Annotated in this window: 20 protein-coding genes; 14 read left to right on the top strand and 6 right to left on the bottom strand. The window is 72.9% G+C overall.

All coding sequences use genetic code 11. The features are described 5' to 3' along the window. The first annotated feature begins 59 nt into the window (after nt 1-59). The 8 genes from ACIB24_RS06650 (at nt 60) to ACIB24_RS06685 (ending at nt 8626) form a co-directional block, all read left to right on the top strand. Entirely contained in the window at nt 60-1346 is a 1287-nt protein-coding gene (locus tag ACIB24_RS06650; protein ID WP_398278736.1) for an MFS transporter, read from the top strand. Between the two features lie 292 nt (nt 1347-1638). Continuing rightward, a complete protein-coding gene (locus ACIB24_RS06655) occupies nt 1639-2322 on the top strand; it encodes a slipin family protein (protein ID WP_398277072.1) in 684 nt (227 codons plus the stop codon). A gap of 152 nt (nt 2323-2474) precedes the next feature. Continuing rightward, entirely contained in the window at nt 2475-3047 is a 573-nt protein-coding gene (locus ACIB24_RS06660) for a Uma2 family endonuclease (protein WP_398277075.1), read from the top strand. Nucleotides 3048-3191: 144 nt separating this feature from the next. Continuing rightward, nucleotides 3192-4982: a DEAD/DEAH box helicase gene (locus ACIB24_RS06665; protein WP_398277078.1), complete on the top strand. Its 1791-nt coding sequence runs from the start codon at nt 3192-3194 to the stop codon at nt 4980-4982. Between the two features lie 42 nt (nt 4983-5024). Continuing rightward, nucleotides 5025-5819, top strand: a complete 795-nt coding sequence (locus tag ACIB24_RS06670; protein WP_398277081.1) for an ABC transporter ATP-binding protein — start codon at nt 5025-5027, stop codon at nt 5817-5819. Then, nucleotides 5816-7435: a hypothetical protein gene (locus tag ACIB24_RS06675; RefSeq protein WP_398277084.1), complete on the top strand. Its 1620-nt coding sequence runs from the start codon at nt 5816-5818 to the stop codon at nt 7433-7435. The genes ACIB24_RS06670 and ACIB24_RS06675 overlap by 4 nt, the downstream gene beginning before the upstream one ends. An 83-nt stretch (nt 7436-7518) precedes the next feature. Continuing rightward, complete coding sequence (locus ACIB24_RS06680) at nt 7519-8076, top strand: hypothetical protein (RefSeq protein WP_398277087.1); 558 nt, start codon at nt 7519-7521, stop codon at nt 8074-8076. 73 nt (nt 8077-8149) lie between these two features. Next, nucleotides 8150-8626 carry a VOC family protein gene (locus tag ACIB24_RS06685; protein ID WP_398277090.1) on the top strand — a complete coding sequence of 159 codons (477 nt, stop codon included), beginning with the start codon at nt 8150-8152 and terminating at the stop codon, nt 8624-8626. Nucleotides 8627-8630: 4 nt separating this feature from the next. On the opposite strand, the gene ACIB24_RS06690 is transcribed toward ACIB24_RS06685, so the two are convergent. After that, nucleotides 8631-9197: a TetR/AcrR family transcriptional regulator gene (locus tag ACIB24_RS06690; RefSeq protein WP_398277093.1), complete on the bottom strand. Its 567-nt coding sequence runs from the start codon at nt 9195-9197 to the stop codon at nt 8631-8633. Between the two features lie 73 nt (nt 9198-9270). On the opposite strand from ACIB24_RS06690, the gene ACIB24_RS06695 reads away from it, so the two are divergent. Beyond that, the gene (locus tag ACIB24_RS06695) at nt 9271-9690 is read left to right on the top strand and encodes a 4-oxalocrotonate tautomerase family protein (protein WP_398277096.1); all 420 of its coding nucleotides are present in this window, start codon (nt 9271-9273) and stop codon (nt 9688-9690) included. Nucleotides 9691-9862: 172 nt separating this feature from the next. Next, nucleotides 9863-10837 (top strand): hypothetical protein, encoded by a 975-nt coding sequence (locus tag ACIB24_RS06700; protein WP_398277099.1) that lies wholly within the window; start codon nt 9863-9865, stop codon nt 10835-10837. An 83-nt stretch (nt 10838-10920) separates the two neighbouring features. On the opposite strand, the gene ACIB24_RS06705 is transcribed toward ACIB24_RS06700, so the two are convergent. Then, nucleotides 10921-11895, bottom strand: a complete 975-nt coding sequence (locus tag ACIB24_RS06705) for a threonine dehydratase (protein ID WP_398278739.1) — start codon at nt 11893-11895, stop codon at nt 10921-10923. A 94-nt stretch (nt 11896-11989) separates the two neighbouring features. On the opposite strand from ACIB24_RS06705, the gene ACIB24_RS06710 reads away from it, so the two are divergent. The 3 genes from ACIB24_RS06710 to ACIB24_RS06720 all read left to right on the top strand — a co-directional run bounded on the left by ACIB24_RS06710 (nt 11990) and on the right by ACIB24_RS06720 (nt 16136). After that, on the top strand, nt 11990-12934 hold the full coding sequence (locus ACIB24_RS06710) for an endonuclease/exonuclease/phosphatase family protein (protein ID WP_398277102.1): 945 nt from the start codon (nt 11990-11992) through the stop codon (nt 12932-12934). Between the two features lie 140 nt (nt 12935-13074). Then, nucleotides 13075-14658 (top strand): FMN-binding glutamate synthase family protein, encoded by a 1584-nt coding sequence (locus ACIB24_RS06715; protein ID WP_398277105.1) that lies wholly within the window; start codon nt 13075-13077, stop codon nt 14656-14658. Nucleotides 14659-14768: 110 nt separating this feature from the next. Next, nucleotides 14769-16136 carry an FAD-binding oxidoreductase gene (locus tag ACIB24_RS06720; RefSeq protein ID WP_398277108.1) on the top strand — a complete coding sequence of 456 codons (1368 nt, stop codon included), beginning with the start codon at nt 14769-14771 and terminating at the stop codon, nt 16134-16136. Between the two features lie 10 nt (nt 16137-16146). Here the strand turns inward: ACIB24_RS06720 and ACIB24_RS06725 are convergent, their stop codons facing one another. Genes ACIB24_RS06725 through clpS form a run of 4 tightly spaced genes read right to left on the bottom strand, consistent with a single transcriptional unit; the run spans nt 16147 to nt 18889 of the window. Further along, a complete protein-coding gene (locus ACIB24_RS06725; protein WP_398277111.1) occupies nt 16147-16707 on the bottom strand; it encodes an isochorismatase family protein in 561 nt (186 codons plus the stop codon). A 2-nt stretch (nt 16708-16709) separates the two neighbouring features. Beyond that, complete coding sequence (locus ACIB24_RS06730; protein ID WP_398277114.1) at nt 16710-18005, bottom strand: nicotinate phosphoribosyltransferase; 1296 nt, start codon at nt 18003-18005, stop codon at nt 16710-16712. Then, nucleotides 18006-18599: a DUF2017 family protein gene (locus ACIB24_RS06735; protein WP_398277117.1), complete on the bottom strand. Its 594-nt coding sequence runs from the start codon at nt 18597-18599 to the stop codon at nt 18006-18008. Beyond that, on the bottom strand, nt 18599-18889 hold the full coding sequence (clpS, locus tag ACIB24_RS06740) for an ATP-dependent Clp protease adapter ClpS (RefSeq protein WP_398277120.1): 291 nt from the start codon (nt 18887-18889) through the stop codon (nt 18599-18601). Before clpS ends, ACIB24_RS06735 begins: the two co-directional genes overlap by 1 nt. 157 nt (nt 18890-19046) lie before the next feature. On the opposite strand from clpS, the gene ACIB24_RS06745 reads away from it, so the two are divergent. Beyond that, entirely contained in the window at nt 19047-19892 is an 846-nt protein-coding gene (locus ACIB24_RS06745) for an MBL fold metallo-hydrolase (protein ID WP_398277123.1), read from the top strand. The last annotated feature ends 25 nt before the right edge of the window (nt 19893-19917 follow it).

Consider the following 19917-nt stretch of genomic DNA (forward strand, 5'->3'; position numbering starts at 1 on the left):
AATCGCTGCTGCGACCGCCCCACCTGCTGGCCACGCTCGGCCTGCTGAGTCTCGTCACCCTGATCGCCTTCGAGGCGATGTCGATCTCGACGGCGATGCCCGTGGTGGCGCGCGACCTGGGGGCGATCCGTGAGTACGGGTTCGTCTTCTCCGCCTTCCTCACCCCGTTCCTGCTGGGCGGGGTGCTGGCCGGCAGCTGGGGCGACGCCGCCGGCCCCCGTCCGGCGCTGACCGCGGGGCTGGCCCTGTTCGGCGGCGGTCTTCTCGTGTGCGGGCTCGCCGAGTCGCTCGAGGTGCTGCTGGTCGGGCGGGCCGTGGCCGGGGCGGGCGCCGGGCTGCTGGCCGTCAGCATGTACGTGGCGATCGCCGCGATCATCCCGGGAGAGCTGCAGCCCCGGCTGTTCTCGCTGATCTCGGCCGGCTGGGTGCTGCCCGGCATCCTCGGACCGGCGCTGGCCGGATTCCTCGCCGAGCACGTCTCCTGGCGGGCGGTGTTCCTGCTCGTCCCGCCGCTCACGGTGCCGCCCGCGCTGGCGCTGCTGCCGCGCGTCCGGCACCTGGGGAACGACGACCCGGGCCGGACGTCGCCCCTCGCCCGGGTCGTCGCCGGTGCGGCGCTCGCCGTGGGCGTCGGCGGGCTTCAGTGGGGGCTCGGTTCGCTCGACACGGTCGGCGGTGCCCTGCCCGTCGTCGCGACCGTCGCGGGGGCCGTGCTCACCGGCCTGGCGTTCCCGAGGCTCACCCCGCCCGGCACGGCGCGGCTGGGGCGCGGTCTGCCCACCGTGATCGCGCTGCGTGGGCTGTACTGCATGGCCTTCTTCGGGGTGGAGTCGTTCGTGCCGCTGATGCTCGTGACCCAACGCGGGCTGAGCCCCACGCTGGCCGGGATCACGCTCAGCCTCGGGGCGATCGGCTGGACCGTCGGGTCGTACATCCAGGGCCGCCCGAACCTCGCGGTGCCTCGGCACGTCCTGCTCAGCGCCGCCGGGATCGTCGTCGGTCTGTCGACGTGGGCGATGACCGCGACGATCCGGCCCGAGGTCCCCGTGTGGCTCGCCTCCGTCGCCTGGGCCGTCGCCGCCTTGGGCATGGGGCTGGGGATGGCCAGCGTGAGCGTGTTGACCCTGCGGCTGTCGTTGCCGCACGAGAAGGGCGTCAACTCCGCGGCGCTTCAGCTGTCCGACGCGCTGGGCTCTGCTCTCGGGATCGGCCTGGCCGGAGCGGCTTTCGCGACCTGGCACGACCCGGTGGCCGGCGACGCTGCCCTGTTCACGGGTATCTGGCTGGCCGGTGGGGCCGTGGCGGTGTTCGCCGGTCTCGTCGCCCCGCGCGCCCGCACTGCCTGAAAACCATTGGCCGCGAACGTGGTCCGACTGCCATAGTCGTCGACGTGCTCGGGGAGCGGCGCCCAGGGAGGTTCCGGACGGCGTCCCGCGAACGATCCGAGGACACCGCCCTTTCAGGAGGCGGCAGCCTGCAAAGCTGCTCGGGTTCAACTCCCGTTCTTGGGCGGCACCCGGTGAATCCGGTGGTTCGTGGCTCTGCGGAACGGGTTTCATCATCGTTCTCCGCCGCTTCCGCCGCACCGGGTACCGCGGGCAGGTTCGCGGCGGGCGGTATCGAATCGGATGAGAGGTGGTGATCACGGTGAAGGTGACGGTGCGCGCGGGAACGCGCGCGGTGGTGCGGATCGACGGCGTCGCGGTGCAGGTGCTCGAGCCCGGTCGCCACCGGCTGCCCCGGGTCGGGCGGACCGGGTTCCAGGTCGGGCGGCGGGAGGTGCAGCGGGTCGACGTCCGCCGGCAGGTCCTCGTGCTGGCCGGGCAGGAGCTGGCGACCGCCGACGTGCCCGGGGTCCGGGTCTCGGTGGCCGTGCTGTTCCACGTGGTCGACCCGCTCGCGTTCCTCGACGTCGCGGCCGACCCGCTCGACGTGGTCCGGCTGGCGGCGCAGCTGGCCCTGCGGGACGCGGTGGCGACCCGGGAGCTGGCGGCGGTCACGGCCGATCGGGGCGGGATCGCGGCCGAACTGCAGGCGGCGCTCACCGAGCCGGCGGCCGAGGTCGGCGTCGAGGTGCGGCGGGTCGAGCTGCGGGATGTGACGCTCCCGCACGAGGTGCGCCACGCCGTCCTGGCGCTGCACACCGCGCGGCAGGAGGGGCTCGCGGCGCTCGAGCGGGCCCGGGGCGAGACAGCGGCGCTCCGGGCGCTGGCCAACGGTGCGCGGGTGCTGGCGGACAACCCCGGGCTGCTGCAGCTGCGGACGGCCCAGGAGGTCGCGAAGGCCGGCGGCGTGGTCACGCTGACCCTCACCCCCACCTAACCCCGTCGATCATGCGCAAACGCAGGTTCGCGTTTCGCGGAGTCTGCGTTTGTGCATGATCAACGCAGGGAGTCTGCGTTTGTGCATGATCAACGGGAGAGTGGTGGGGGGTGCGGATGACAGTGGGGCCGACAGGCGAGACCATGTCCGTCATGCCGGTGATACCGCGCGTGACGGACGAATGGACGGTCGCCGACCTCGACGAGTTCGTCGAGGGCCGCGGTGACGACGGCCTCTCCTACGAACTGCTCGACGGCCTGCTGCTCGTCTGCCCGGCGCCGGTGCCCCGCCACCAGCGGGTCGTCGGCGAGCTGTACCGGGTGCTGGTCGACGCCTGCCCGCCCGGTGTCGAGGTGCTCTTCGCGCCCCTCGACTGGCGCCCCGACGAGCGCACCTCCCTGCAGCCCGACCTGCTCGCCTTCCGGCACGAGGACGCCCGCGAACGGCACATCACCGGGGCCCTGCTGCTGGCGGTCGAGGTGCTGTCGCCCTCGACCCGGCGCAAGGACCTGGTGCTGAAGTACGCGAAGTACGCCGACGCGGGCGTGCTCAACTACTGGGTCGTCGACCCCGTCACGCCGTCCCTGGTCGCGTACCGGCTGCAGGACGGGGCCTACGTCGAGGTCGCGGCCGGTGAGGGCGAGACCGAGGTGAGGGTCCCCGGCGACCTGGCGGTCGTCGTCCGGCCGAGCGCCCTGGTGGCCTCACCTGCACAGACGCGCTGAGCGTCACCGGCGACACCACCTAACACGGCAAAACCGGGTCGCGAAGCATCCCCGAGCGGTGGGCATGTCGTTTGCCCGAAGCGATTAACCTCGCCTGCGGCCGGGCAGCAAGGGTCGAGAGCGAGAGCGGAGCCAGGTTTCTACGTGAGCGTGTCGAGCACCGAGCACAACCCCCTCCACGTCAGCACCGCCGCTGCCTCCCACCTCTCCCCGGCCTACCCCGACCGGGCCGCCTGGGGTACCGCCTCCAAGCTGCGGGCCTGGCAGCAGGAGGCGCTCGACGCGTACCTGCAGAACGACCCGCAGGACTTCCTCGCGGTGGCGACCCCCGGCGCCGGCAAGACCACGTTCGCGCTGCGGATCGCCACCGAGCTGCTGGCCCGTCGCGTCGTGCAGCGCATCACGGTGGTCTGCCCGACCGAGCACCTGAAGGTCCAGTGGGCCGAGGCGGCGGCCAAGGTCGGCATCCAGCTCGACCCGAACTTCACGAACGCGCAGGGCCAGCACGGCGCCTCGTACGTCGGCGTCGCCGTCACGTACGCGCAGGTGGCCAGCAAGCCCGCGCTGCACCGGGCCCGCACCGAGGCCGGCCGCACGCTGGTCATCCTCGACGAGATCCACCACGGCGGAGACGCTCTCAGCTGGGGCGACGCGGTGCGCGAGGCGTTCGACCCGGCCACCCGGCGGCTCGCGCTGACCGGTACCCCGTTCCGGTCCGACACCAGCCCGATCCCGTTCGTGGAGTACGAGGAGGGGCCCGACGGCGTCCGCCGGTCCAAGGCCGACTACAGCTACGGCTACGGCAGCGCGCTGCGGGACGGCGTGGTGCGGCCGGTCATGTTCCTCGCCTACTCGGGCGCGATGCGGTGGCGCACCAGCGCGGGCGACGAGGTCGCGGCGCGCCTCGGTGAACCGCTCACCAAGGACATGATCGGTCAGGCCTGGCGCACGGCGCTGAACCCGACGGGGGAGTGGATCCCGTCGGTGCTGGCCGCCGCCGACAAACGGCTCACCGAGGTGCGCCGGGGCGTGCCGGACGCCGGGGGCCTGGTGATCGCGACCGACCAGGAGGTCGCGCGGGCCTACGCGAAGACCCTGCGCGAGATCACCGGCGAGGCGGCCGTGGTCGTGCTGTCGGACGACGCCGGCGCCTCCGCACGGATCGAGGAGTTCGCCGAGGGCCAGCAGCGGTGGATGGTCGCCGTCCGGATGGTCTCCGAAGGTGTGGACGTGCCCCGGCTGGCCGTGGGCGTGTACGCGACGTCGACGTCGACGCCCCTGTTCTTCGCGCAGGCCGTCGGCCGGTACGTCCGGGCCCGCAAGCGCGGCGAGACCGCCTCGATCTTCCTGCCGTCCGTGCCCGTGCTGCTCGACCTGGCGGCCCAGCTCGAGGTCGAACGCGACCACGCGCTGGAGAAGCCGAAGCGGGACGACGACGAGGGCTGGTCGCCCGAGGACGCCCTGATGGCGGAGGCGAACCGCGAGGAGAAGGCCTCCGGGGAGCTGGAGAAGACGCCCTGGGAGGCACTCGGCTCGGAGGCGACGTTCGACCGGGTGCTGTTCGACAAGCAGGAGTTCGGCACCGAGGCCGCGGTCGGCTCCGACGAGGAGCAGGACTTCCTCGGCATCCCCGGTCTGCTCGAACCCGACCAGGTGACGACGCTGCTGCGCCAGCGGCAGGCCAAGCAGCAGGCCAAGTCGGGGCCCGCGCGCCCGACGGTCGTCGAGGTGTCCGGGCACCGGCAGCTGGCCGCACTCCGCAAGGAGCTGCACTCGCTGGTCGGGGCCTGGGCCCGGCGGACCGGCCAGCCGCACGGCGTCGTCCACGCCAGCCTGCGCTCGGTGTGCGGTGGTCCGGAGGTGCCTCAGGCGTCGGCCGAACAGCTGCAGAAGCGCATCGACACCCTGCGCAAGTGGTTCGTCGGCCAGAAGTAGGACTCACCGGGCGAAAGGTCGGGTGACCGTTACCCTCCCCGCATGGGGGCTGACGCAGCAGCGGGTCACGGTCCGGGTCACGGTCCGGCGGTGCGGTTGCGCGGGCTGGTCAAGCGGTTCGGGCCGGTCCAGGCGGTGGCCGGGATCGACCTGGACGTCGGCCGGGGCCGGTTCCTGGGGCTGGTCGGCCCGAACGGCGCGGGCAAGACCACGACCCTGAGCATGGCCACCGGGCTGCTGCGGCCCGACGGCGGCACGGCCGAGGTGGACGGGGTCGACGTGTGGCGTGACCCGCTGGAGGCCAAGCGGCGGACCGGCGTCCTGCCCGAGGGTCTGCGTCTGCTCGAAAGGCTTTCCGGCGGAGAGCTTCTCACGTTCACCGGGCGTCTGCGGGGAATGCCGGAGCCCGCGCTCGGGCAGCGGGTGGCCGATCTGCTGGGCACGCTCGGGCTGGCCGACGCGGGCCCGCAGCTGGTCGTCGACTACAGCACCGGGATGCGCAAGAAGGTCGCGCTGGCCTGCGCGCTGCTGCACAACCCGCCGGTGCTGTTCCTGGACGAGCCGTTCGAGGCGGTCGACCCGGTGTCGGCCCGGACGATCCGCGAGGTGCTGCGCGCCTACACCGGACGCGGGGGCACGGTCGTCCTGTCCAGCCACGTGATGGAGCTGGTGGAACGGCTCTGCGACGACGTCGCCGTGATCGCGGGCGGGCGGGTGCTCGCCGCCGGGACGGTCGAGCAGGTGCGGGGCGGACGGCCTCTGGAGGAGGTGTTCGTCGACCTGGTCGGCGGTGGGCGCCGCGAGGCGAGCGAACTCGGCTGGCTGGGGACGACGTGAGCCTGCGGGAGCTGGTCGGCATCGCCCTGCGGCTGCGGATCGCCCTGCTGCGCGGGTCCTTCCGCACCCGCGGCGGGACGGCCCGGTTGATCGCGCTCGTCGTCGGCTCGATCGCTGCCCTGTTCTGGGGAGGGCTCATCCTGCTCGGCATGGTCGCGGCCCGGGCCTCGGGGTCGGGTACCCAGGACGCCGCCCTGCTGCTGTTCAACGCGCTCCTGGTGGCCTGGGTCGTCCTGCCGGTGCTCACCTTCGTCAGCGACGACCTGCTCGACCCGGCCAAGCTGGCCCTGCTGCCGTTGACCGGTGCGCAGCGGGTGATCGTCTCCGGCGTCGGCTCCCTGATCGGCGTCGGTGCAGCGTTCACGCTGCTGGTCTCGCTGAGCCTGCTGACCGTCGTCGACGGACCGGGGGCACTCGTCGTCGCGGTCGTGGCCGTCGTCCTGCAGCTCGCGCTGTGCGTGACGCTCAGCCGGACGTGCGTCGCGCTCCTGTCCGGGGCCCTGCGCTCCCGGCGCGGCCGCGACCTCGGCGTCCTGCTCGTCGTCCTGCTCGGCCTCGGGTTCCAGCTGGTCAACGCCGGGGTCCAGGTGTTCCTCAACGATGCCCGGGCGGCCGGGGACGTCGACCTGCACTCGTTCGCCTCGCCGGTGCGCTGGACGCCGGCCGGTTGGCTCGCCGCGGCGCCCACCGCGTCGCCGGCGGTGGCCGTCGGGTCCCTGGTGGCGACGGCGGCCCTCGTGGCCGGGCTGGTCGTGGTGTGGGGGCGGACCGTGGCCCGGGCCGCCGAGCGGGTCGACCTGACCACCCAGGCGCGCCGATCCGCCCGCCGCGCCCGCGGGTTGATGCCGCGCCTGCTGCCGCTGCCGGCCGGCCGCACCGGGGCCGTCGCGGCCAAGGAACTGCGCTACGTCACGCGCGATCCGCGTCGGCTCGCCACCCTCGCCTACGCGGGGCTGCTGCCGGTGGTGGTGGCGCTGCCGTTCGTCGTCTCGAACGGCTCCGGCGTCTCGCCCCACCTGGTCTACCTGATCATCGGGATCGGTCTGCTCGGCGGCACCACGGCCGGTAACCGTTTCGGTATGGACGGTTCCGCCGTCTACCTGTTGATCACCACCTGGACCGACCGGCGCGACCCGCGCCGGGACCTGGCCGGCGGCGACCTCGCCGCGGCGCTGATCGCCGTCCCGCTGGTCGTCCTCGCCGGGCTGGTGCTCGCGGCCCTCGGCGACGGCTGGTGGTACCTGCCCTCGGCCCTGGGCATGGCGCTGGCGCTGTTGGCGATCGGTCTGGGTGGGGCCGCCGTCCAGGCCGTGATCGCCGCGTGGCCCATGCCGCAGAACGCGACCGCCTTCAGCGGTGGCGGAGGGTCGGGGGCCGGGTTTCAGGCCTTCGGGACGTCGATGCTGCTGCTGGCGGGTGAGCTGGCCGCCCTGGCGCCCCTGCTCGGCCTGCTGATCCCCGCGCTGGTCATGCACTCGACGGCCTGGAGCCTCGTCCTGCTCGTGGTCGGGCCCGCGTACGGGGCGGCGGTCGGTGAGGGACTGCGACGCGTCGCCGCCGCCCGGTGGCAGGCGTCGGCACCGGAGGTACTGCTGACGGTCTCCGCCGCCCGGTGACCCCCCTCGGGCCGGCACGGGAACGGCCGGCCGCTCCGACTCCTCGCCGGGCGGTATGTCCGGCGCCGACCTACGGTCGGATCATGGCGGACGGGGACCGGGTCACCATCGGTGCCGGCAACGTGTACCTGGGCGTGCTGTGGGCCCTGTTCTTCGTCGCCCTCGCCGGTGCGTTGCTGTGGTTCGGCGGCGTCGGTGTCCTCGTGGATGCCCTCTACGCCCTCGTGCCGGCCTACGCCTTCGCGCAGGCCGTCGTCGTCCATCGCTTCGACGTGGTCGTGATCGATGACCGGGGGATCACGGTGGAACGCACTCGGGATCCCGTGACCTACGCGTGGGCCGACATCCTGGAGGTGGGTTGGGCCGGGTCGGGCGCGGGCTGGCCGATGATCGCCGCGGGTCTGATGATCCGGCCCAAGGGTGGCCGCTTCGCGATCCCCGGACCGAACGCCCCCGCCCGGATCGGCCCGCTCGCCGTGTTCGGGCGGGCGGCCCACCGCAATGCGCGGGCCGTCCTGCGTGCGGAGTGCCGGGGGCGCGGCGTTCCCTTCGAGGACGGCCCGTTCATGGAGGCGCCGCCGCCCGGGAGTCCCCTGCGCCGGGACGCCCCGAAGGCCGAGCCGCCCGGCGGCGACCGATGAGAACCGGGCGCGGGCGTCGTCCTACTGCTTGAGCGGCGGGCGCAGCGCCCGCCCCGAGACTGCGGAGGCAGCCATGACCACCGTCCCGTTCCTCTGGTTCGACACGCAGGCCGAGGAGGCCGCCCAGCTGTACACGAGCGTGTTCCCGAACTCATCGATCACGTCCGTGGCCCGGTACGGGCCGGCCGGTCCCGGGCCCGAGGGCACCGTGATGACGGTCGAGTTCTCGCTCGACGGGCAGACTTTCGTGGCCCTGAACGGTGGCCCGGAGTTCGCGTTCACGGAGGCCGTGTCGTTCCAGATCCCGTGCGCCGACCAGGTCGAGGTCGACCACTACTGGTCCTCGCTGTCCGCGGGGGGCGAGGAGGGGCCGTGCGGCTGGCTGAAGGACCGGTTCGGCCTGTCCTGGCAGGTGGTGCCGGCGGTGCTGCCGGAGCTGCTGGGCGACCCTGACCCCGGCCGGGCGCAGCGGGCCATGCAGGCGATGCTGGGGATGGGCAAGCTGTCGATCGCCGAGCTGCAGGCCGCGGCCGACGCGGTGCCCGCCTGAGTCCCTAGCCGAGGGTGCGGGCCTGCTGTGTGAGCTGGGCCGCCACGGTCTCGAACGCCTCGATGCCGCGGTCGGCCCGGCTCAGCACCACCGCACCCTCGGTCGCGGCCAGCAGGATGGTCGAGAACGATTCGGCCGCAGGTCTTTCCGCGCCTCCGGCGACGAACAGCTCGGCCAGCGCGGCGCGCCATTCGCGGAAGACCGCGCGCGCGGCGTCCAGAAGAGGGCCCTGCTCGGCGGCGACCGTCACCGCCAGCACCCCGCATCCAGCCCGGAAGTCCGTGCCGAGCAAAAGGGTTCGCCACTTGTCGAGGAAGGCGGCGGTGACGGTCTCGGGGGTGGCGCCGCTGAGTGCGCGCAGGTCGGTCAGGGTGCGGTCGCCGACCACCTGCATCGCGGCGGCGACCAGTTCGTCCTTGCCGCCGGGGAAGTGGTGGTAGATCGAGCCGCGGGGCGCACCGGTGGCCTCCAGCACCTCGCCCAGGGAGGCCCCCTGCAGGCCTTTGGTGGCCAGGAGCCGGACGGCGCCCTCCACCATCCGCTCCCGCGTGTCCTTCGCCGTCGGGCTCACCCCCTTGACTATGTCAGACGTCATAGAACAGGATGTCGGCAGTTATGACGACCTACATAATCGAGGCTCAACCATGCCGATGATCGATATCTACGCGCCCGCCGGCCTGTTCACCGACCCGCACGCGCTGGCCACGCGGGCCGCCGCCGTGGTCAAGGGCGTCGAGCAGGTCCCGGACATTCCCCTGTTCCGCCAGAACACGGCCGGTTTCGTGCACGAGCTGCCCGCCGGGCACCTGTCCGACGTCGACGGCAGCGACCGGCACGTCCGGGTCCAGGTGCTGACCAACGCCGGCGCGCTCGACCGCGAGAAGCAGCTGACCGTCGTCCGGCAACTGACCGACCTGGTCGCCGAGGCCGCCGGTGACCCGACGCTGGCCGAGCGCACCTGGGTGCTGCTGACGGAGGCGGTCGAGGGCGGCTGGGGGATCGCCGGGCACGCCAACACCAACGCCGAGATCGTCGCCCTGGCTCGGGCCCAGCTGTCCGCCTGACCGCTCGACGTTTGCACATCGGCGTGCCCGGCCGGAGCACAGAAATCCGACGCCGGAGGAAAGAATTTCTGTGCTCTGGGCAGGCATGCCGCCTGATCGAGTAATCCACAGCAGTCAAGACCGGTGGTTTGTCCACACGTCCACAGGTCGTTTCGGCGCTACCGCCTCCCGGGTGTCGATCCTGGTCGGCGTGACCCGTCTTGCGGAAAGGCTGCACTCGACCGTCGAGTCGCTGGGTGGTGTCGCGCTGCACAGTGAGCTGGTCGAAGCGGGTTTCGGTCGGCGAAGCATCCAATGGGCGCGGGAGAAGGGCTATCTCGTTCCGCTCGGTCGCGGGATCTTCACGACGGCACGTCTGTGGGCTCATGCCGACGGCCGGTTGCGGCATGCACTGAAGGTTCGGGCGCGACAGCGACGCAATCCGATGCTCGTGGCGGTGGGCCCGTCGGCCGCGGCCCTGCGGGGTTGGCCACTTCCCTACGGCCCGCCAGATGTCCCGATCCTGTCCCTGCCTCGCGACCTCGATCATCGGGGCGCGCCCGGTCGGCAGGGGAACGTGCTGCTGCGTCGTTCGTTCCTCGGCTACGGCGAAGTGGTCAGCCGGGACGGTCTGCTGCTGACGAACCCCGTCCGGACCGTCATCGATTGCGCTCGACAGCTCGGCCCCACGTGGGGATTGGCGATCGGTGACGTGGCCCTGCAGCGGTGCGACATCGGACGGCTCGAGATCCTTGCGCATCTCGAAGGTTCCCCCGGTGCCTCGGGCAATCGCGCGGCGCGCTGGGTAGCCGAACACGTGCGGCGTGGTCCGGAGAGCGTGCTGGAGTCGCTGGCCAGAGCGGTGATCGTTCTGGGCGGGTTCCCGGAGCCCACCCCCCAGGTCTGGGTGGCCACGCGCCGAGGTGCGTTCCGGGTCGACCTGATGGACGAGGCGAACCGGGTCGTGACGGAGGCCGATGGCCGGCTGAAGTACCGGGTCGACGACGAGGACCCGGACGCGGCCGTATGGGAGGAGAAGCTGCGTCAGGACGCCATCCGAGATGAACGCTTCGAGGTGGAACGTTTCGTGATGGCCGACCACGGCCGGCGGCGCGCCTTCCTCGGCCGCTACGCCGAAGCCGTGGCCCGCGGTCGCAGACTCTCCTGATCGTGCGGCGTGCCCAGCCAAAGCACAGAAATCCGGTCCGGAAACGACGAACTTCTGTGCTTTGGTTGGGCACGCCGCCGGAGTCAGCGGGCGAGGATCTCCGCCAGGCGCGGCGCGCTGAGATTGCTTCCGCTGAGGACGATCCCGACGTCCGCCCCCTGATGCCGCCCCGGCGTCGCCTCGATCTCGGCCACCAGCCCGGCCAGGGCGATCGCGCCCGCACCCTCCGCGACCTGGTGCGTGCCGTCGTACAGGAGCCGGACCGCCCGGCGCACGGCGTCGTCGTCCACCTGCACGATCCGGGCGATGCCGGCCGCGATCACCGAGAAGGCCAGCGGGTCGGGGGAGCGGGTGGCCACGCCGTCCGCGATCGTCACCGCGGTGTTGGTCGAGACCACGTGCCCGGCGGCCAGCGACAGCGCGTAGGCCGGTGCGCCGGACGAGACCACCCCGACGACCTCCGTGTCGAGACCGAGCAGGTCGCGCACGCCGATCACGCCGCTGGCGCCCGAGCCCATCCCGATCGGCACGAACACCGTGCGCAGCCGCACCCCGGCGGCGGCTACGGCGTCGAACAGCTCGGCGGCGTAGGTGGCCACACCGCGCACCAGGGCCGGCTGGTAGGGCTGCACCAACAGGCCGCCGGTCTGCTCGGCGAGCGCCGCCGCGTGCTCCCGGGAGGCCTGGAAGTCGTGCCCGTGGACGACGACCCGGGCCCCGAACGCCCGCATCGCCGCGTTCTGGTCGGGGTCGTTGCCCTCGGGGACGACGATGGTCGCCTCGAGCCCGTAGGCGCGGGCCGCGTACGACAGGCTCTGCCCGTGGTTGCCGCGGGTCGCCGACACCAGCGATCCGCTGAACCCGCCGGCGACCAGCTCATCGGCCAGCACCAGCCCGCCGCGCACCTTGAAAGCCCCCGTCGGGGTGTGATTCTCGTGCTTCACCCAGACGTGGGCACCGGTCGCCTCGGCCAGTCGGGGCCAGGCGTAGGTGGGGGTGACGGGCACGTGCCGGCGGACCACCTCGGTGGCCCGGGCCAGCTCCTGGGCGTCGAACAGTGCGGCCATGCACCCAGCCTCTCACCACGCGGCCCGTCACCCGTTCGGCGGCCCCGCTCAGCGGACTCCCAGCCGGATGCCGGATCATCTACCGGTGCTCGTGAACTGGTTGCTGGTGCTGCTCGCCCTGCCGGCCGGGGCCCTGACCGCCGCCCGGTTGCTGGAGGGCACCCTGCGCCGCAGCCACACGCCCGTACCCCAGCTGGCCGCGTTCGCGCCCTGGGCCCTCCTGCCGTGGGCGGCCACGGCGGTCCTGGCCGCGGCGACGAGTCGCTGGTTGCCCGCCCTCGTCGCGTGGGCCGGGTTCGCCGTCCATGCCGCCTGGTTCGTGCCGGCGCGTGCCCCGCAGGGCCCCGGCGGGCTCCCCGTACGGCTGGCCAGCGTGAACGTCCTCTTCGGCCGGGCCGACCCGGCCGCGCTGGTGAAGCTGGCCGCCGATGTCGACGTCCTGGTGGTGCAGGAGCTCACGCCGCAGCTGAGCGCGGCGTTGCGCGGCGGTCTGGAGGAGGCGGGGTTCACGGAGACGGACCTGCATCCTGCGCCCTACGGGATGGGCACGGGTGTGTGGTCGCGCTGGCCGCTGCGCCCCGCCGGGCTGCTGCGCAGTGGACGCAACCGGATGCCGCAGGTGGTGGTCGACGCGCCCGGCGGCTCGTTCGAACTGACGGCGGTGCACACCACCGCGCCGCAGCCGGGGCACCTGCAGGCCTGGCGCCACGACCTCGACTCGGTGCGCGCCGCGGTCAGGACGGCGTCGGGGCCGGCGGTGTTCGCGGGGGACTTCAACGCCTCACGCGACCACCCGCACTTCCGCCGCATCCTGGCCGCGGGCACCGCCGACGCGCTCGACGTCGTCCCCGGCGGGCCCCTCGGCCTGGCGCCGGCCTTCACCTGGCCCGCCGACAAGCCCTGGCCGGCGCTGACCCGGCTCGACCACGTGCTGGTCACCCCGCAGGTACGGGTGGACGACGCCCGCGTCACCGGGGTGCCGGGCACCGACCACCGCGCGGTCGTCGTCCGGCTGGCCCTGACGACCTGAGCGGCTGGGGCGGCGGACCTGACAGCACCCTGAACGGTCGGGCGCGCCGGGCTCCGGACCGGCTCTCTCGGGATGCGTGATCGACCCGTCGGTATCTACCGTGTACCGCCCGCACCCGGGAAACCTGTGAAAGGCCTTCCGTGCTACCTGTCCTGACACTGCTGGGGGTCGTCGCCCTCACCGCCGCGAGTGTGGTCGCGGCGGTGCTCGTCTCGCCGTGGTGGTGGCTGCTGGGCGCCCCCGCGCTGGCCGCCGTCGCGCTCGGCGTGCACGACGTGCTCCAGTCGAAGCACTCGATCCTGCGCAACTACCCGCTCGCGGGCCACCTGCGGTTCCTGATGGAGGCGATCCGGCCGGAGATCCAGCAGTACTTCATCGAGCGCAACTACGACGGGCGGCCCTACGACCGCGACGTCCGCTCGGTGATCTACGAACGGGCCAAGGGCATCCACGGCGAGCAGGCGTTCGGCACCGAACGGGACGTCGGTGCCGTCGGCTACGAGTACCTCCTGCACAGCACGTTTCCGGCGCAGCAGCTGCAGACGCCGCCGCGCGTGCGGATCGGCGGCCCCGACTGCACCCAGCCTTATGAGATGGCGCTGCTCAACGTCTCGGCGATGAGCTTCGGGGCCCTGTCCGCCAACGCCTTGCGCGCGCTGAACACCGGCGCCCGGTTGGGCGGTTTCGCCCACGACACCGGTGAGGGCGGGCTGTCGAAGTATCACCTGGAGAACGGCGGCGACCTGGTCTGGGAGATCGGCTCCGGCTACTTCGGGACCCGCACGAAGGACGGCGACTTCGACCCGTCTCAGTTCGCCGACAAGGCGGCGCACCCGGCGGTGAAGATGGTGGAGCTGAAACTGAGCCAGGGCGCGAAACCCGGCATCGGGGGAGTTCTTCCAGGGCCGAAGGTGACGTCGGAGATCGCCGAGGCGCGCGGGGTGCCGGCCGGTGAGAAGTGCGTCAGTCCGGCGGCGCACCGGGTCTTCTCGACCCCGCGCGAGCTGGTCCTGTTCATCGCCTGGATGCGCGAACTCGCCGGTGGAAAGCCCACCGGCTTCAAGCTGTGCGTCGGTGACCGCCGCGAGGTGCTCGCCATCTGCAAGGCGATGCTGGCCGAGGGCGTCACCCCGGACTTCATCGTGGTCGACGGCTCGGAGGGTGGAACCGGCGCCGCGCCGCTGGAGTTCGAGGACCATGTCGGCACCCCGCTCACCGAGGGCCTCATCACGGTGCACAACGCCTTGGTCGGAGCCGGCCTGCGGGAGCGCATCGCGCTCGGCGCCAGCGGGAAGGTGGCCACCGGGTCGGACGTCCTGAAGCGCATGGCTCAGGGCGCCGACTACACCAACGCCGCGCGGGCCATGATGATGGCGGTGGGCTGCATCCAGGCCCAGAAGTGCCACACCAACACCTGCCCGGTCGGAGTCGCCACGCAGGACCCGAAGCGGGCTCGGGCCCTGGACGTCGGCGACAAGAGCCTGCGGGTCCAGCGGTACCAGGAGGCCACCCTGCAGCAGGTGCTGCAGCTGACCGCGGCGATCGGGTTGGAGTCGCCCCGCGACATCCGGCCCGGGCATCTGATGCGCCGCGTCGACCACACCACCACCGCCGGCTACGACCGGCTCTTCGAGTGGCTGGCCCCGGGCGAGCTCGTCACCGACCCGCGCGAGAGCTGGGCCGCGGACTGGAAACTGGCGGATCCGGACGCGTTCCGCTCCTGAACTGGTCGACTGAACCGTCCGACCGCGGCCCAGGCGGGGTCGGTCCCGGTCGCAGAACCGGAGGCGGTCGGGCCGTACCCGAAGGCGGTGCGGGCGCCTATCGTGGGTGGATGGACGTCGTCGACCGGCTGCGCGAGGTGCTGCCCGACGACGTCGTGGTCACCGCCCCCGACCGGACCGAGGGCTACCGCTACGACCGGGCCATGTTCTGCCCGGCCGGTGTCCCCGCCGCCGTCGTCCTGCCCCGCACCACCGACCAGGTCGCGACCACGCTGCGGATCGCCTCGCAGACCGGCACGCCCGTCGTCCCGCAGGGGGCCCGCTCGGGGCTGAGCGGGGCCGCCAACGCCGTCGACGGTGGCCTCGTGCTGGGCACCGAACGGATGAACCGGGTGCTGGAGATCGACCCCGCGAACCGGCTCGTCGTCGTCCAGCCCGGCATCTTCAACGCCGACCTGTCCCGGGCGGTCGCCGCGCGCGGGCTGTTCTACCCGCCCGACCCGTCGTCCTGGGAGTTCTGCTCGATCGGCGGCAACCTGTCCACCAACTCGGGCGGGTTGTGCTGCGTGAAGTACGGCGTGACCACGGACTACGTCCTCGGCCTGGAGGTCGTCCTGGCGAGCGGCGAGGTCCTGCGGACCGGGCGGCGCACGGTGAAGGGCGTGGCCGGCTACGACCTGACCAAGCTCATCGTGGGCAGTGAGGGCACGCTCGGGGTGATCACCGAGGCGACGCTGGCGCTGCGGCCCGAGTCGGCGCGACCGCACACCGTGGCGGCGCTGTTCGCCTCGACGGCGGCCGCCGCGCAGGCGGTCAGCGACGTGGTGGCCGCGGGACTGGTGCCGAGCCTGCTGGAGATCATGGACGCCGCCTCGATCGTCGCGTCGGCCGCCTACCTGCACCAGGACCTGCCGCTCGACTGCGAGGCCATGCTGCTGGCCCAGAGCGACCTGGGCGGCGACGCGGGCCGGGCCGAGGTGGCGCGGATCGCGGCGCTGGCTACGCAGGCCGGGGCGACCGACGTGATCGAGGCCGACGACCCCGCCGAGGGGGAGCTGCTGATGGCCGCGCGCCGCTGCGTGCTGCTGGCCTTCGAGGCGCTCGGGACGACGATGATCGACGACGTCTGCGTGCCGCGTTCGCGGCTGGCCGAGCTGATGGACGGCGTCGCGAAGGTGGCCCGCGAGACCGGCCTGACGATCGGCGTCCCGGGTCACGCCGGGGACGGGAACATGCACCCGACGGTCGTTTTCGACGCGGCGGACCCCGAGCAGGCGCGCCGCGCGCAGTGGTCGTTCGACGAGATCATGCGGCTGGGGCTGGACCTGGGCGGCACGATCACCGGTGAGCACGGGGTCGGGGTGCTGAAGAAGGAGTGGCTGGCCCGCGAGATCGGCCCGGTGTCACTGAACCTGCACCGCGAGGTGAAACGCGCCTTCGACCCTCAGGGCATCCTCAACCCCGGCAAGGTGTTCTGAGCGCGATCCTTCAGGCGATCGTGACCCCGGCGGCGCGCATCGCTTCGAGCGCGGCCTCGGTCGTGTCCGGGGCGACCCCGGCCGTCAGGTCGAGCAGCACCGTGGTGTCGAAACCCTCGCGGGCGGCGTCCAGCGCGGTGGCCCGGACACAGTGGTCGGTCGCGATGCCGACCACGTCGACCGCGTCGACCGACCGGGCCCGCAACCAGTCGGCCAGGCCGACGGGCGTGCCGTCCGGGCCGTCGGCGGCCCCCTCGAAACCCGAGTACGCCGCCTCGTGCCGGCCCTTGCGGAAGTACGTCTCGACCAGCGACTGGTCGATCGCCGGGTGCGGCTGCGAACCGGACGTGCCGACCACGCAGTGCGCGGGCCAGGAGTCGACGTAGTCGGGGTGGTCACTGAAGTGGGTGCCGGGGTCGACGTGCCAGTCGAGGGTGCCGACCACCGCGTCGTAGCCGCTCGCGCGCACGTGCGCGGTGATGGACGAGGCGACGGCCGCCCCTCCGGCCACGGCCAGGGAACCGCCCTCGCAGAAGTCGTTCTGGACGTCGACGATGATCAGTGCTCGCATGGTCAACCCTCCGGGAGGAACGTGGTCGGGATCGCGGGTTCGCCCCGCGACAGCTGCCGGGCCGACGCGGGCAACGCCGCCACTGCAGTCTCGTGCCGGGCCCGGCTCTCGGCCAGGGTCGGTCGCTCCAGGACGGAACCGCCCTCGACGAGCGGCCCCTGCAACGGGCGGTCCGTGCCTCGCGGTTCGAAAGGTCCCACCGCGAGGAGCTCCTCGACCGCGGCCCCCGATTCGTCGTGCCGCCGCCACGCGCCCTTGCGCCCGCCGTGCCCGACCTTGCCGTCGGAGCGTTTCGCCACGGGCCGCAGCTCGCCCGACGCGTCCTCCCGCTCGACCAGCTTGTAGACCATCCCGGCGGTCGGGGCCCCGGACCCCGTGACCAGCGACGTGCCCACGCCGTAGCTGTCGACGGGCGCCGCGGCCAGCGCCGCGATCGCGAACTCGTCGAGGTCGCTGGTCACCACGATCTTCGTGGCCGGGTTGCCCAGAGCGTCCAGCTGGGCCCGGACGGCCTGCGCCTGCTCGAGCAGGTCACCCGAGTCCAGCCGTACGGCACCGAGTTCCGGCCCGGCCACCTTCACCGCGGTCTCCACGCCCAGGGCCACGTCGTACGTGTCGACCAGCAACGTCGTCGACCGCCCCAGCGACGCGACCTGCGCCGCGAACGCCGCCTCCTCGCTGTCGTGCAGCAGGGTGAAGGCGTGCGCCGCGGTGCCGATGGTCGGCACGCCGTAGCGGGCCCCGGCGGCGAGGTTCGACGTCCCGGCGAAGCCGACCAGGTACGCGGCCCGGGCCGCGGCCACCGCGGCCTCCTCGTGCGTGCGCCGCGACCCCATCTCCAGGCACGGCCGCCCAGCCGCGGCCCCCACCATCCGGGCGGCGGCCGCGGCGACCGCGCTGTCGTGGTTCAGCACGGACAGCACCAGCGTCTCCAGCAGCACCGCCTCGGCGAACGACCCCTCGACGGTGAGTACGGGGGAGTCCGGCAGGTACACGTCGCCCTCGGCGTAACCCCAGATGTTCCCGGTGAACCGGAAACCCTCCAGCCAGCGCAGGGTCTCGGCGTCCACCACTGAATCCCGCGCCAGCACAGCGAGTTCGGCGTCGCCGAAGCGGAAGTCGGTCAGCTCGTCGAGCAGCCGGCCCGTCCCGGCGACCACGCCGTAACGGCGCCCGGCCGGCAGGCGCCGGGCGAAGACCTCGAACGTGCAGCGCCGGTGCGCGGCCCCGCTGCGCAGCGCCGCCTGCAGCATGGTCAGTTCGTACCGGTCGGTGAAGAGCGCTGCGGGGGAGGACATTCAGCGCGCCTGGCTGACGGCTTCGACCAGGTACTCCTGCCAGACGGTGAGCAGCTCGTACTGGGCGGCGGCGCTCAGCCACTCCTCGGTCTCCGGCTCGTCGCCCCAGCCCATCAGCCGCTGGTGCAGCGCCTCGGCGTCCTCGTCGGTCTTCAGGTGCAGCCGCTCACCGAACACCAGGCGCAGGTCGGTCATCGACTTCAGCAGGCACTGCGCCTCGTCCGGGGCCAGGACGACGGGTGCGGACCGGTGCAGCGCCTCCGCCGCGGTCGCGGCCGCCGACCGCTTCCGGGCCCGCAACCCGAACTCCGTCAGCCGCCGGTACTCCTGCGCGAGCTCCGGGTCGTCGCGGTTGCCGTCGGGCAGCAGCCGGGCCAGCGCCGGGTCCTCCGGAGGGGCGACCGGACCCTCGACGCCGCTCATCCCGGTCAGTTCGGCCAGCGGGTCGACGGGAGTGTCGGACGACCCGTCGTCCAGCAGCTCCTGCAGTTCCTCGAGGAGGCGCAGCAGCAGCTCACGCTCGGGTGCACCCAGGGAGACGAGGACGGCCTTCGGACCCCGCCGGCCGGCCCGCTCGGCGCTGAACGGCAGCATCAGTCGTCCTTGCTGAACGTGGCCCACAGGCCGTACTCGTGCATGGCCTGGGTGTCGCGCTCCATCTCCTCGCGCGAACCGTTCGAGACCGCCGCCTGACCCTTCTCGTGCACGTCGCGCATGAGCCTCTCGGCCTTCGACTTGGAGTAGCCGAAGTAGCTCTGGAAGACGTAGGTGACGTACGACATCGTGTTCACCGGATCGTTCCACACGATTGTGACCCAGGGCACATCGGGAGCCAGGCGTTCTTCGACGTCAGGCTGTTCCAGCTCGACCGGGGCGACCGACACCCCCACAGCTTAAGCGTGTCCGGCGGGGAAGGGCGCGTCGCCTGTGGGCAACCGGTTCCAAGATCGCTGGAAGAGGCGGGACTCACGTCCCCTCGGCGCGCCGAACAGCAGCTTTTCGCCCTACCCTCGAGGCGTGGCGGCGAGGAGGAGCGAGGCGATGAGACTCACGATCATCGGGTGCAGCGGCTCGTTCCCCGGCCCGGAGAGCCCCGCGTCCAGCTACCTGGTGGAGGCCACCGGCCCCGGTCCCGACGGGTCCCCGCGCACGTGGCGCGTGCTGCTCGACCTGGGCAGCGGCGCGCTGGGCGCCCTGCAGCGCTACGCCGACCCGTTGTCCCTGGACGCGGTCGTCATCTCGCACCTGCACCCGGACCACTTCATGGACCTGTGCGGGCTGTACGTCGCGCGCCGCTACGCCCCCTCGCTGAACCGCCCCGCGCCCGCGCTGCCGGTGTACGGCCCGGCCGGCACCTTCGACCGGGTGCTGCAGGCCTACGGCCCCGATGCGGCCGGCGAGTTGGAGAACGTCTACGACGTCCGCGAACTGGCCGACGGCGGCACCTTCCGGGTCGGCCCGTTCACCATCACCCCGCGCCTGGTCCGGCATCCCGTCACCGCGTTCGCGCTGCGGGTGGAGGCGCGCAGCGGAGACCGGACGGCGGTCCTCGCCTACTCGGGCGACACCGACGCCTGCGCGGGGCTGACCGAGGTCGCCCGCGACGCCGACGTCTTCCTCTGCGAGGCCTCCTTCACCGAGGGCCGGGACGACGACGCGCACGGCATCCACCTGACCGGCCGGCGCGCGGGACAGACCGCGACCGAGGCCGGGGTCGGGCGGCTGGTCCTCACCCACCTGCCGGTCTGGACCGACCCCGGCGTGGCCCGCGGCGAGGCCGTCGAGACGTACGCGGGGCCGATCGAGGTCGCGCACAGCGGGCTGCAGCTCGACGTGGGCGTCCCGGTGACCGCGCCGAAGAAGGCCCGCAAGCCCGTCCGCGCGTAGCGCCTCGTTTAGGGCGGGCCCAGGT

This window comes from Spongisporangium articulatum (assembly GCF_044465595.1).
GTDB classification, from domain to species: domain Bacteria; phylum Actinomycetota; class Actinomycetes; order Actinomycetales; family Kineosporiaceae; genus Spongisporangium; species Spongisporangium articulatum.